Raw genomic sequence first — 12,617 nt, 5'->3', positions numbered from 1 at the left:
AGGAAGGAGTATGAAAATGAAAAATTTAAAGTTATACTTAATTTCAATAGGAGCAATTATTAAAAGGGATATGAAAATTTTCTTCAGATATCCTATAAACGCAATATTCAGCATATTAGAACCTGTCATATGGATCGCTCCCGTTTATTTTCTTGCTAAATCATTTCAAATAGGCGGTAAAAATATAGGATTTGAACAGTATGCAGGTACAAATGATTATATGGCATATATAGTAATAGGCAGCATAATAGGGAGTTTTATAAGTTCCGTGATGTGGGGAATGGGATTCTCCCTCAAAGAGGAAATGGATACGGGAGTGATTGAATCAAATTGGCTTACCCCAATCCCCATATGGATACAACTTATAGGAAGATCTCTATTTTCATTGGTAATCACAACTATAAATTCTGTCACTACCGCTTTTTTAATATGGATTTTGTTTGGATTTAATATAGGCAGAGGAATACTATCATCTATAATAACTCTTATTCCGTTTTTAATAGCATTATACGGTCTGGGATTTGGTATAGCTTCATTAGTTCTAATTACAAATAATGCCAATAATATAATTGATATAAGTAATTATCTGTTAACTACATTATCCGGCCAGAACTTTCCTATAACCGTTCTTCCAAAATATTTAATGGCCATATCCTTTGCTCTCCCTTTGACCTATGGTTTTGATGCAATCAGGGGAATACTATTGGATACACACACTATTCTTCCGTTAAATACGGAAAGGTTAATACTTCTGATATTTATGTGTTTCGGAATTACAGTCGGAATACAAATTTTAAATAAAGTAATAAATTACTGTAAGAAAATAGGAAACATTGGATTTCACTAATGTGACAGAATTCATACCTCTGTCACATTAATTTTTTATAACCCATGGGAAAATTTCATTTCCTTTAATTTCTTAATTCTTCGATACAAAACTTTTTTATTAACAGTAACACATTTTTGTTATCTACATAATCTATAATGAAGAATAAATCTTAAACCTGTAAAGGAGGTGTTCCTATGGTTGAAAATCAAAATAATGGAATATTGGGAGGTTTGTTTGGCGGTAGTGGTTGTAATAATGATTCTCTGTTGTTTTTCTTTCTTCTACTCATAATATTATTTTGCGGGCCAATGTTTAACAATAGATGCTAAACTATAAGCAACAGATTAGACTAATAATAAGTCCGATCTGTTGTTTTTTATACATTAAATTTCTTTCTTGACATACTGAGTTAAGTATTCATCCTTTCCTTGCTTTTCTTAAAATCGCGAAAATTTTTGTCTGCATAAAGATCAGATTTAAAAAACTCTAAAAAAGTATTTAAATTCTCAACAGTAGAAGGGCTTAAGGAATGTTCGATCAATTCAGTTTCCTCAAGTACGTTATTACTTCCGATTAATTGTAAAAACTCTTCCACAATATTATGTCTGCAAAGAAGATAAGACCCAATTTTTTTACCTGAATCTGTCAGAAGAATGATTTCATGACGTTCATATTTAATACAATCCATATCCGCCAATTTAGAAATCATTTTAGATGCAGAAGATGGTCTCACATGAAGTAATTCAGATAACCTACCCACTCGAGTATAGCCATTCTTAAGACAAAGTCTATAGATCATTTCAAGATAATCTTCCATTGCCGAAGTAAGCTTTTTTTCCTGTCGGTTTAAAATTTGGTATCCCCTCGAAGTCCGGAATTCAGAGTTCATCTTATCACTCATAGAATCAGTCCTTTACTTTAAAATTATTACAATATATTCGTAACATTTTTAAATTAAGAACCATATATTAGCTTAAGGAAAAATATTTAGCCAGTCCTAACAAAAAGAGGTTGCAATAATCGCAAATTAGGTATATAATAAAAATAAATTAGGTATACCTAAAAATAGGAGGATATAATGACACCAAACAAAGAAGATTATTTAAAAGAAATTTGTAAATTAGGTGGAAACGGCAACCTTATCGGAAATAAACAAATTGCGGACGTATTACATGTATCTCCTGCCTCTGTCAGTGAAATGCTGGTGAAACTACAAAAGGATGGCTTTATTGAATATGAACCATATCATGGCATCCGTCTGACAGAGTACGGAATGAAACAATCAGTATTGCTTCTTAGAAGCCATAGGCTGTGGGAAGTATTTCTAATGCAGTATTTAGGCTACTCATGGAGCGAAACCCATGAGGATGCGGAACTTTTAGAGCACGTGACATCTCCACGACTGGCGCAGCGGCTTGATGAGTTCTTAAATCATCCTGATTACTGTCCTCACGGTTTCTTCATACCACATCCTGACGGTGAAATTAAAATAATACCCCTTCGAAAACTAAGTCAGATGACTGTTGGAGAAAGTTCTACTATTCGGAGGGTAACGGAAGAAAAGGAACTCTTGGATTATTTACAGGATTTAGGTATCAAAATCGGGAGTCATTTTACTATTGTATCTATAGGACCTTATGAAGGGCCAATTACTATTGACCTTGAGGATAGGCAAATACAGTTAAGTTACAAAGCTGCATGTCATATCGATGTAGATGATATAGAAAATACGTAACAAATGCATACACAATAGTATATTACAAGACTCTTTTTTTAATAGTATTTCTTAATTAAGTAATACAGTGTGATAATAAAATCTATATATTAAAACAATTTACTTTATATAAATTTAAAGGGGGTTTTTACTTTGAATAATAAGGAAATTTCTTTGGATCAACTTCCGATTGGCACAAAAGCAAATGTCACTATGTTAACGTCAGATGGTACAACAAGAAGGCGTATGTTGGATCTTGGAATAATTAAGGGAACAGAAATAGAACCCCTTTATAAAAGTCCGTCTGGTAATCCAGTGGCCTATTTGATCCGCGGCGCTGTAATTGCTTTGCGATCAGATGTTTCTTCCAAAATCATGGTAACAACATAATTCAAATACAATAGTTTAGGAGGAAATTTTATGGGACTATCAAGTGAATCCACTGGGGCAGAAGTATTGAGCTGCAACAGCAGTGGTATATTACAAATTAAAAAAGAAACAGAAGACGATAAAGTGATAGCATTGGCCGGAAATCCTAATGTAGGAAAAAGTACGGTTTTTAATAGTTTAACCGGAATGAACCAGCATACGGGGAACTGGCCCGGCAAGACCGTGGCCAATGCTCAGGGAAAATACCGCTATAAGGACACTAATTTCATTCTGGTGGATATTCCGGGAACCTATTCCCTGATGGCAAATTCCGAAGAGGAAGAAATCGCGCGTGATTTTATCTGCTTCGGAGATCCGGACGCCGTTGTGGTCGTGGCAGACGCAACCTGCCTGGAACGCAATTTGAATCTGGTCCTTCAGGCCATGGAAATCTCCAGACGCGTCGTACTGTGCGTCAATCTACTGGACGAAGCGGAAAAGAAAAAAATACGAATCGATATCGGTACGCTATCCCAAAAATTAAGAATCCCCGTTGTCGGCACAAGCGCACGGAACGGAAAAGGACTCGAAAGCCTGATGGACGCAGTCAAAGCCGTAACACGGGACGGTCTCCAAACAGAGCCGTTAAAAATTACTTACGGCAAGGAAATAGAACAGGTGATTTCCATCCTGCAGCCCGCCGTGGAGCAAGCGCTGGACGGAAAACTGAACGGCCGGTGGGTCTCGCTCAAACTACTGGACGGCGACAAGAGCCTGCTGGAATCCATGCAGAATTATCTGGGAAAAGACCTTCTGTCGGATGAAGCTGTTGCTGCCCGCTTACTGGAGGCAACAAAATTTCTGGAACAATCAGAAATTCCCGGCAACTCCTTTCGCGACCGGGTCGTCACCCGAATCATCGATCTCTGTGAGAACATCAGCCGGGAAACAGTCGTCTATGAAAAGGAGGAGTACTTCGAACGGGACCGAAAAATCGATAAGATACTGACATCAAAGGCAACTGGTATTCCCATCATGATTCTGATGCTCCTCGGAATCTTCTGGATTACGATCGTAGGGGCAAATGTACCATCCGCCTTGATTGCCGATGGGTTGTTTTGGGTACAGGATCGGCTGATGGAGTTCTTTCATTGGATTTCCGCTCCCGAATGGGTCACGGGTCTGCTGGTTGAAGGAGTCTACCGTACCTTGGCTTGGGTTGTTTCCGTCATGCTGCCGCCTATGGCAATCTTTTTTCCTTTATTTACTTTATTGGAGGATTTGGGATATCTGCCGCGTGTCGCCTTCAATCTCGACAATTTCTTCCGCAAGGCAGGCGCTCACGGAAAACAGTCCCTGACCATGTGCATGGGCTTCGGCTGCAACGCCTGCGGCGTGATCGGATGCCGTATTATCGATTCCCCAAGGGAACGCCTGATTGCAATCCTGACCAACAACTTCGTTCCCTGCAATGGAAGGTTTCCAACCCTGATCGCCGTTATCACAATGTTTTTTGCAGCAGCAGTGGCTGGTCCATTCCAGTCCGCCGTATCTGCCGTGACTTTGACTGCAGTAATCATTTTCGGGGTCTTCATGACTATGCTGATTTCCAAACTACTTTCTAAAACAATTTTAAAAGGAATGCCGTCCTCCTTTAATCTGGAACTTCCCCCATACCGCCGTCCGCAGATTGGCCGCGTGATTGTGCGTTCCATCTTCGATCGGACGTTGTTCGTGCTGCGCCGGGCTGTTGTCGTCGCTGCACCGGCCGGTCTGCTAATTTGGCTTCTTGCTAATCTTCATGTCGGAGGCATGAGTCTTCTCGCACAGTGCGCAGGATTTCTGGACCCGTTCGCCAGACTTCTGGGGCTTGACGGTTACATTCTGATGGCATTCATCCTAGGATTTCCCGCAAATGAAATCGTGGTGCCGATTATCATCATGAGCTATATGGCAACAGGCACTCTGACGGATTACCAAAACCTTGCGCAACTCCACGCTCTTTTTGTCGCTCACGGCTGGACTTGGCTTACCGCCATGTGCGTCATGCTATTCTCCCTGCTGCACTGGCCCTGCGGTACGACATGTCTTACAATTCAGAAAGAAACCCAGAGTGCAAAATGGACCGTCCTTGGCTTTGCCATTCCAACGGTGACAGGAATTATCGTCTGCTTCCTGGTTGCCAATACAATTCGATTATTGGGATTGGCATAGTTTGTCGCCAAAAAATGCCTGAAAGAATGTTAAAAAACATTCTTTCAGGCATTTTAAGCATATTTTACAACGATTTTCTTTTTATTCAATTAGCGCATAATAGTTAGCTACAATAAAATCCATTATTATTTTAGAAGCCACAGTACTTGTCATATTTCGATAATCAGTCATAGGATTGACTTCAACTATATCAATGGCATCCACATATGGAGCAACTTCTTTTACGAACTTAAACAACTGATAAGTGCTGATTCCTCCGGGTTCATTAGCTCCCGAACCAGGCGCAAAGGCTGAATCAAGTACATCTATATCCAAAGTAAAGTATATCTTTTCAACTCCCTTTGAAGCCAATTCCAATGATTTTTGTGCTACATATTTTGCTCCTTTAGTAAAAAATAATTCGGGATTAATTACGTTGATATTATTGTCTTTTATAAAATGGTAATGTTCTGCATAGTTATAACCTCTGATTCCCACTTGAACTATATTTTCCCCTTTGACTCTCTCCAATTCGGCTGTCCTTCTTATCTCGCTGCTTCCCGAATACTTTCCTTGTATCGGAGAATCTTCCACTAAGTCAAGATGAGTATCTAAATGAATCAGACCCATATTTCCTTTAGTATGATCGTACAAAGATTTTATTCCCGGCCAAGCTACGGAATGATCTCCTCCCAAAAGTATGGGAACATAGCCTTGATCAAAAACCTTATCTACTTCTAACTTTGTTTCGTTCATACTCTTCTCATGGTTATACCTGCTTATTTTTGAAAGATTTCCGAAATCTTTGATTTCCACTTTGGACATATCTATAAGTCTATTGTTTTCAGTATCAAACAACTCATTATCTCTTATTCTGTTCAAAATCCATTTTAATGATTCTCTTATTTGATCAGGCGCATATCTTGCTCCCGGCCATCCCAAGCCTGCCTCTGTGTCATAATTCAATCCCAATATTCCAAATTTATTTCTCTTCTTCTTGTCCATAATATTTTCCTCCTTAGATGATTTTTATAATTTAAATTCTATAAATATAGAATAATAATTAACTTAATTTTTATCTGCTTCGTTTATTTTTTGGACTTTCATATATACAAAGAAAGGAATTCCGGCAAGCATCAAAATAAAGCCCCACATAACTGCATTAGCTCCTATTCCGTATATTGCATAAAGTACATATATGAAAGCAATCAATGACATAAAACTGTTTTTTAAGAATATCCCGAAATTAAATTTATCTGATTTATTTGCCAAAAGCACTATTTCTCCTACAGCACTAAAAGCATAAGCAGGAAGAAAGGCCAAAGTTCCTATCAGAACCATAAAATTGTATGCCATCTGAAGACTTCCTACAAAGTTTAACAACAACAATATATTAGCAGCTATTGCGCTAATTACTAATGCGTTGATCGGCGTATGAGTTTTAGGGCTTATCTTCCCAAATACTTCAGGAAATAAATTATCTTCTCCGGCAGACAACGCTACCCTTGCCGTTATCAAAATCCATCCTGACGTAGCTCCGAGAGTTGCTATTATTGCTCCTACTGCCACAAAACCGCCTCCCCAGGAAGAACCTGTTGCCTTATTTATAACATCAGCAAGAGGAGCCGTCGATTTTGCAAGATATCCTTGAGAAACCGCACCCATAGCAAAGAAATTAATTCCCATATATATTATTGAAGTTCCTATAATACCTAAAATAGTTGCTTTCTTAACATTTTTCTTCGGATTTTTAATATCTCCTGCTGCAACACTAACAGAATCAAGACCTAAAAATGCCCATAATGTAATTCCCACAGCAACAGAAACTGTATTGGTCCCGCGAAGAGCTTCACTTGATACCGTAGATAGATTGGATGGTTCAAAATGCATTGCTGCAATTATTATAAATATAAGCAGAGGAACGATCTTACAGACCGTAGTTATTACTGCTACAATTCCTACTTCCTTTGAACCTTTTATATTAATGCCGGTAAAAAGCCATAAAGTTAAAGTAGATGCCAAAAATGCCAATAATCTGCTTTGATTTAATATGGGTATAAAAAATGACAAATAACTTAAAAATCCCGTTATTACGGCTGCATCACAAATCCATGCTCCAATCCAATAAGTCCACACAGTTAAAAATGCCGCAAAATCTCCAAATGCATCTCTTGTATAAACAACAGGCCCTCCGTTAACAGGATATTTCTCCCCTAACCTTGCAAAAACCAGTGCTACCAGTATTGAACCGACGGCAGTTATAACCCAAGCTATCATAGTTGATTTAGGGTTAGATGCCGATGCTAATGTCTGAGGTGTCATATATATGCCTGAACCTATCATATTCCCCACAATTATTGAAACGGCTCCTGCAATCCCTATTTCTTTTTTTAATTCCACTTTCTCTTTTTTATTTATACCATTATCGCCCATATGTTTTCCTCCCATATCTTAATTTTAATTCATCAAAATAATTACAGTTTTTAAACTATTATAATAACGGTTTCATAACTTAATTGAGATCTCTTCATTATTTATTAGCAATTATAATGCCAAATATGGTTTTGGGTATTTCAGCAATATATCCTTTATTAATAACAACAATATGTACAATTATCTGACATAATTTTTGACCATAACAATAGTTTCCGCATTCCATTACAAAATTAACGGGAAAAATGCTTAAAATTAGTTGACTATTTAATTTTTAATGTTATTATATATAATAATACAATATGTATAATAATTGGTCACTTGGGAGTGAAAAAATGTACGAAAAATTTTTAGATGATATGAAAAATTCACTAAAAAATACAGACCTAATAATTGTAACCGATGAATCAGGTAAAATAATGTATTACAATAATTTTAACGACATATATAATGAATCGGGAAATCAAGATAATATCGGAAAATCAATATTTGAATTATATCCTTGGCTAACTAAAGAAAATAGTACCATATTTAAAGTCATAGATTCTGGTGAACCTCTGATAAACCAGTTTCAGTTTATTAAAATAGATGACAAAGTCACAGTTTCATCAATAAATTCAGCATTTCCTCTTATAAACGGCAAGGGAATAATCGGGGCAATAGAAATATCCACAAATATTTCCCCGGAAAAAGATTCTCCCAAAAAGAAAAAAATGTATTTAAATTACAGCGCAAAATACAATTTTGACAATTTTATTACTGGTAATAGTCAAATGAAAGCTGCTATTGAAAATATGAAAAAAATTTCGAAAAACGATTCTACTATTCTCATCTACGGAGAAACAGGAACTGGAAAGGAAATAATAGCTCACTCTATTCATAACTGCAGTAACAGAGCATCGAAACCTTTTGTAACTCAAAATTGTGCCGCAATACCGTCTACCCTTATAGAAAGTATACTATTCGGGTCAGTCAAAGGAAGTTTTACCGGTTCTGAAAACAGAGCAGGTTTATTTGAAATCGCCAATGGAGGTACAATATATTTGGATGAAATAAATTCAATGCCCCAAAGTATGCAATCAAAATTATTAAGAACAATTGAAAATAGGGCTATAAGAAGAGTAGGAGATAACAAAGAAATAAATATAGATGTAAGAATTATATCGTCCACTAATGAAAAACTATCTAAATTAGTAAAGTCTAATAAGTTTCGTCAGGACCTGTTCTACAGAATAAGCGTAGTAAGCATGGAAATATTTCCTTTAAGAGAAAGAAAAGAGGACATAGAATTGCTTTGTCAACACTTCATCAAACACTTTAATCATATATTCAATAAAAATGTTAAGGATTTGGAATCAGATGTAAAATTTCTCTTTATGGAATATGATTGGCCGGGAAATGTAAGGGAACTGAAAAATTGTCTGGAAAGTGCATTCAATTTAGTCGAAGGAGAATATATAAAGGCATCACATATTCCTGAATATATTTTATATTCAAATACAAATAAAAATAACCTAATCAGTTCAGACAACAAACCCCTTTCTCAGTTGGTAGATGAATATGAAAAAAATATTCTTATCAAAACAATCAAGATGAAAAAATATAATATAGTTCAAACAGCTAAAGCATTAGGTATTCCCAGACAAACCTTATATTATAAATTAAAAAAATACAATATACTGGATAAAATAAGGGCTTAGCCAGATACAACTACAAAACAGCATAGCCATTTTGGCTATGCTGTTACCTAATAATTCAATATTCCTTTGTTCACTTTCTTTTATTATCCTTTGCTCATCTTTACCTTTTCTGCTTTTGGGTCTGATACAATTTCATAGGTTCCCGCACTTGCTACCGAAATAAGAATGGCATTTATTACTGTTAATACTATACCTCCCAATCCAGAACCGGATCTGGCAAATACAAAGGTAAGTATAAGAGAAATTATAAAATTATATAATCTTACGTATGAATCATCAAATTTTTTCTTTACTATACTCTTTGTAAACTGGACAATAATTGTTACTGCTGCTACTAACCCAACAAATGTTGCTAAAGTCTCTGCTGTCAAAAAGTCATTATACACATTTTTCCCCCCTTTTTTGAGTAAAACTGCTTATATAAACAATATGTAAATTTTTACTATTTCTTATATGATACAAATACCTTCATACTAATTTACATATTGTTCTTTCCAAAAACATTTTAAAAAACATTATTTAATTTTTTTATAAGTATAATCTATTTATATTCTCCTCTGGGTTGTTTTATTATTTAAATAATGAACCTTCCTGCCCTATTTTATACTCTATATTAGAGTACAACAAAAAAGCCAGAACTCTCAACACCCTTTATGTGCTGATATTCTGACTCTATCCTGTCTCATTTGCTCGATCTAAATACCAGATAGAAGACTTTTTGTTATACTCATTTTCTCCTATTAATTTTTATCTGAGTAAACACCACTGTTAAACTAATTGTAAAATAAACTAACCAAAAAATCGGAAACGCAATCAAAGGATTTGATAGTAGTGGGTATGGAGCTGTTGAACCTGTAAATAAAATATTATAAACAAATGACAATGGAATAAATATTATAATCCAGATATTTATCATCCAAAAATTACGCTTTGCGTTCATCTTAGTATTCTGGGCAGATCCATATAAGCCTATTCCAAATACCATACATCCAAGTGCCATAAAAACAAGTCCAATAACAACAGCCATCGGCACTTGTTCCTCATACCAAACTGCGCTAGCCACAAGCAGTCCAATAAAATTCAAAACCGTTCCAACAATCACAAATACATTTGCATTTACTGCCTTTTTATCAGTCTGTTTTTCAGTCTCTATTCCCTTAAGAATATAATCCGTTGTGACATCAAAGAATTCACTCATAATTATCACTTTATCAATATCCGGAATGCTTTGTTCACTTTCCCACTTTGATACTGCCTGACGAGAAACTCCGACTTTTTCAGCAAGTTCTTCTTGTGAAAGACCTTTTGTTTTTCGCAAATATTGTATTCTGTCTGCTATATTCATAACTGACACTCCCTCCTTTATAGTAATGTCATTTTAACAAAAGTACTGGTTGCCATTCCACCAATTGCCCTTTCTTTTTTGTCAACCAACAGTTGCACCACCGTAAAATATCAATAATTCGAACTGTTTTTAGCATTTTATCATAAAGACAAAGATGTTGGTTAAATAAAATCAACTTCTTTAGATAAAACCCAAAACATTGTACAAACGACTTAAACCAATGGGATTCAAACCATTCGTACAATGTTTTAGAATGTGTCAATTGCTCGGTTTAGATGTAGGTTCCTCAACAGTCCGTCACAGAGTCATTTCTTCTTCCAGCATACCATGAAGGCGGAACGCTTCCATAATTTCTTTCTCATTTGAATAGCCTTTTGGTGCCTTTGGCCTGCTGTCAGTTTTATTGAATTTTATATAACCATATCTGCTACCTATGTCTCGGAATCTCTTCAGCAATATATATGGATGCATGATCGGATTCTGCTGCGTTTCGGAAGCACTCTGAAATTTCATCTTCGCCTTTTAACAATTTTAATACTCTGTTCAGATCACGGGCTATGTTGAACTCTGATATCTTCATACCAATTGCCCCCTTCCCGATATGCCTGCAATTTGATCTATTTATCTGTTTTATATTATATCATTTTCCTGTTGCTGACAAAGGAAAAGTCCGAAGATTTAGTATACAAATCTTCGAATTTTACAATTTATCAAAAGTATTTTAATAATTCATATTTTGTGATAAAATTGTTATAATAAAACTAATAAATTTTTACATTTTAACTCTAAAAAATTTTGTATATTTTATTCATTTCTTTATGTAATTTATAGCTAACTATGTTAATTTTACAAAAATAAATAAAAAAAATAATTGCTTAAGATAATATATTTCATAGATGTTTTGTTTTAAGCAAAATGAAAGGAGTGGTTATAAATATGAAAAAAACTATTATGGGAATTCAACTGGGAGATAGAGAAGAAGAGGCATTAGAGGTACAGAGATTGTTGACTGAGTATGGCTGCTACATAAAGACCAGAATAGGAGTTCATGATGTAGAATCAAAAAGTGAAACTTGTAGTCCTATAGGTATCATAATTTTGGACTTAATATTAGGAAAAGATGAAAAAATAAAGGAATTAAAAGAAAAACTCGATAAAATAAATGGAGTAGTAGTAAAAATAATGGAATTTAATTTGTAGTTCTAAATTGACGAGTCATGCAAAAAATATTATAATGAAATTAGAAATATTTGCGCCCTTAGCTCAGTGGATAGAGTCACTGACTTCGAATCAGTTGGTCGGGGGTTCGAATCCCTCAGGGCGCACTATAAAGATATAGCTTCCTGTCAACAGGAAGCTATATCTTTATTCATAATTGAAAATGTGATATAGTGATCAAAAAATCATAATATCAGTAGGCCCTATACCTGAAAGGAGTATTGAAATAATGATAATATCCGATTTCACCTTAAAAAAACAACTCGCATCAGGCGAACTTTACATTTCTCCGATTGAGGAACGACAAATTCAACCTGCAAGCATTTATATACGATTAGGAAACACATTTGGAATAGTAGAAGACAACTGTGACGGCATCCTCCAGTTAGAAAAAGAAATACAGTATAAGATAATTCAGACCGAAAAATATTTACTTCTCCCCGGACAGTTTGTTTTAGCAACAACCATGGAATATATTCGTCTGCCTAATAATATGACTGCATTTGTTGAAGGGAGAAGCTCTATCGGAAGATTGGGATTGTTTATTCAAAATGCCGGATGGGTTGACCCCGGTTTTGAAGGAGAAATAACCTTAGAGCTTTTTAATGCCAATAAGTGTGCAATTGAGTTGAAATACGGACGCCGTATTGGACAATTGGTCTTCGCACAATTAGACAAGGATGCTCTTAATCCGTACAGAGGCAAATATCAGGGACAGCGTGGGGTAACAGGGTCAAGAATATATTTAGATACCGAAATATCCAGATAACCCCACTTACAGCAAAAAAATTATTTAAAAGAAAGATCGTGAACCAC

Annotated in this window: 14 protein-coding genes and 1 tRNA gene; 9 read left to right on the top strand and 6 right to left on the bottom strand. The window is 35.5% G+C overall.

Annotated features, from left to right (window positions below):
* Positions 1–16 precede the first annotated feature (16 nt).
* Entirely contained in the window at positions 17–847 is an 831-nt protein-coding gene (locus tag EQM13_RS04350; protein WP_159429058.1) for an ABC transporter permease, read from the top strand.
* Between the two features lie 176 nt (positions 848–1,023).
* Positions 1,024–1,158, top strand: a complete 135-nt coding sequence (locus tag EQM13_RS18815; RefSeq protein ID WP_255401677.1) for a hypothetical protein — start codon at positions 1,024–1,026, stop codon at positions 1,156–1,158.
* An 80-nt stretch (positions 1,159–1,238) separates the two neighbouring features.
* Here EQM13_RS18815 and EQM13_RS04345 read toward each other — a convergent pair whose 3' ends face one another.
* Positions 1,239–1,730 (bottom strand): metal-dependent transcriptional regulator, encoded by a 492-nt coding sequence (locus EQM13_RS04345; protein ID WP_071140282.1) that lies wholly within the window; start codon positions 1,728–1,730, stop codon positions 1,239–1,241.
* Between the two features lie 177 nt (positions 1,731–1,907).
* Here EQM13_RS04345 and EQM13_RS04340 point away from each other — a divergent pair, with 177 nt between their 5' ends.
* The 3 genes from EQM13_RS04340 to feoB all read left to right on the top strand — a co-directional run bounded on the left by EQM13_RS04340 (position 1,908) and on the right by feoB (position 5,126).
* A complete protein-coding gene (locus EQM13_RS04340) occupies positions 1,908–2,564 on the top strand; it encodes a metal-dependent transcriptional regulator (RefSeq protein WP_071140281.1) in 657 nt (218 codons plus the stop codon).
* A 132-nt stretch (positions 2,565–2,696) separates the two neighbouring features.
* A complete protein-coding gene (locus EQM13_RS04335; protein ID WP_071140280.1) occupies positions 2,697–2,933 on the top strand; it encodes a FeoA family protein in 237 nt (78 codons plus the stop codon).
* Between the two features lie 30 nt (positions 2,934–2,963).
* Positions 2,964–5,126 (top strand): ferrous iron transport protein B, encoded by a 2,163-nt coding sequence (gene feoB / locus EQM13_RS04330; protein ID WP_128752039.1) that lies wholly within the window; start codon positions 2,964–2,966, stop codon positions 5,124–5,126.
* A gap of 81 nt (positions 5,127–5,207) precedes the next feature.
* Here feoB and EQM13_RS04325 read toward each other — a convergent pair whose 3' ends face one another.
* Positions 5,208–6,110 carry an agmatinase family protein gene (locus EQM13_RS04325; RefSeq protein WP_071140278.1) on the bottom strand — a complete coding sequence of 301 codons (903 nt, stop codon included), beginning with the start codon at positions 6,108–6,110 and terminating at the stop codon, positions 5,208–5,210.
* A 63-nt stretch (positions 6,111–6,173) separates the two neighbouring features.
* Positions 6,174–7,538, bottom strand: a complete 1,365-nt coding sequence (locus EQM13_RS04320) for an amino acid permease (RefSeq protein WP_114217958.1) — start codon at positions 7,536–7,538, stop codon at positions 6,174–6,176.
* A gap of 335 nt (positions 7,539–7,873) precedes the next feature.
* On the opposite strand from EQM13_RS04320, the gene EQM13_RS04315 reads away from it, so the two are divergent.
* Positions 7,874–9,238 (top strand): sigma-54 interaction domain-containing protein, encoded by a 1,365-nt coding sequence (locus tag EQM13_RS04315; protein WP_071140276.1) that lies wholly within the window; start codon positions 7,874–7,876, stop codon positions 9,236–9,238.
* 83 nt (positions 9,239–9,321) lie between these two features.
* Here the strand turns inward: EQM13_RS04315 and EQM13_RS04310 are convergent, their stop codons facing one another.
* The 3 genes from EQM13_RS04310 to EQM13_RS18160 all read right to left on the bottom strand — a co-directional run bounded on the left by EQM13_RS04310 (position 9,322) and on the right by EQM13_RS18160 (position 11,163).
* Positions 9,322–9,624, bottom strand: a complete 303-nt coding sequence (locus EQM13_RS04310; protein ID WP_071140275.1) for a hypothetical protein — start codon at positions 9,622–9,624, stop codon at positions 9,322–9,324.
* Between the two features lie 341 nt (positions 9,625–9,965).
* Positions 9,966–10,583, bottom strand: a complete 618-nt coding sequence (locus EQM13_RS18685) for a helix-turn-helix domain-containing protein (protein ID WP_071140274.1) — start codon at positions 10,581–10,583, stop codon at positions 9,966–9,968.
* Positions 10,584–11,010: 427 nt separating this feature from the next.
* Positions 11,011–11,163 (bottom strand): hypothetical protein, encoded by a 153-nt coding sequence (locus EQM13_RS18160; RefSeq protein ID WP_159429057.1) that lies wholly within the window; start codon positions 11,161–11,163, stop codon positions 11,011–11,013.
* Between the two features lie 356 nt (positions 11,164–11,519).
* Between EQM13_RS18160 and EQM13_RS04300 the strand changes: the two genes are divergently transcribed.
* The 3 genes from EQM13_RS04300 to dcd all read left to right on the top strand — a co-directional run bounded on the left by EQM13_RS04300 (position 11,520) and on the right by dcd (position 12,570).
* Entirely contained in the window at positions 11,520–11,783 is a 264-nt protein-coding gene (locus EQM13_RS04300; RefSeq protein WP_200796117.1) for a hypothetical protein, read from the top strand.
* A 52-nt stretch (positions 11,784–11,835) separates the two neighbouring features.
* Positions 11,836–11,908, top strand: a tRNA-Arg gene (locus tag EQM13_RS04295).
* Positions 11,909–12,030: 122 nt separating this feature from the next.
* The gene (gene dcd, locus EQM13_RS04290; RefSeq protein ID WP_114217959.1) at positions 12,031–12,570 is read left to right on the top strand and encodes a dCTP deaminase; all 540 of its coding nucleotides are present in this window, start codon (positions 12,031–12,033) and stop codon (positions 12,568–12,570) included.
* Positions 12,571–12,617 lie beyond the last annotated feature (47 nt).

It is taken from the genome of Acidilutibacter cellobiosedens, assembly GCF_004103715.1.
In the GTDB taxonomy this organism is placed as follows: Bacteria; Bacillota; Clostridia; order Tissierellales; family Acidilutibacteraceae; genus Acidilutibacter; species Acidilutibacter cellobiosedens.
The sequence above is the reverse complement of the archived record's forward strand: the minus strand, read 5'-3'. Positions and strand labels throughout refer to the sequence as shown.

Bases quoted from the DNA above. Each gene is read 5' to 3' on its own strand.
- EQM13_RS04340 (WP_071140281.1), top strand. From the start codon at position 1,908: ATGACACCAAACAAAGAAGATTATTTAAAAGAAATTTGTAAATTAGGT.
- dcd (WP_114217959.1), top strand. From the start codon at position 12,031: ATGATAATATCCGATTTCACCTTAAAAAAACAACTCGCATCAGGCGAA.
- EQM13_RS04320 (WP_114217958.1), bottom strand. From the start codon at position 7,538: ATGGGCGATAATGGTATAAATAAAAAAGAGAAAGTGGAATTAAAAAAA.
- EQM13_RS04325 (WP_071140278.1), bottom strand. From the start codon at position 6,110: ATGGACAAGAAGAAGAGAAATAAATTTGGAATATTGGGATTGAATTAT.
- EQM13_RS18685 (WP_071140274.1), bottom strand. From the start codon at position 10,583: ATGAATATAGCAGACAGAATACAATATTTGCGAAAAACAAAAGGTCTT.
- EQM13_RS04315 (WP_071140276.1), top strand. From the start codon at position 7,874: ATGTACGAAAAATTTTTAGATGATATGAAAAATTCACTAAAAAATACA.
- EQM13_RS04300 (WP_200796117.1), top strand. From the start codon at position 11,520: ATGAAAAAAACTATTATGGGAATTCAACTGGGAGATAGAGAAGAAGAG.
- EQM13_RS04345 (WP_071140282.1), bottom strand. From the start codon at position 1,730: ATGAGTGATAAGATGAACTCTGAATTCCGGACTTCGAGGGGATACCAA.
- EQM13_RS18815 (WP_255401677.1), top strand. From the start codon at position 1,024: ATGGTTGAAAATCAAAATAATGGAATATTGGGAGGTTTGTTTGGCGGT.
- EQM13_RS18160 (WP_159429057.1), bottom strand. From the start codon at position 11,163: ATGAAGATATCAGAGTTCAACATAGCCCGTGATCTGAACAGAGTATTA.
- feoB (WP_128752039.1), top strand. From the start codon at position 2,964: ATGGGACTATCAAGTGAATCCACTGGGGCAGAAGTATTGAGCTGCAAC.
- EQM13_RS04350 (WP_159429058.1), top strand. From the start codon at position 17: ATGAAAAATTTAAAGTTATACTTAATTTCAATAGGAGCAATTATTAAA.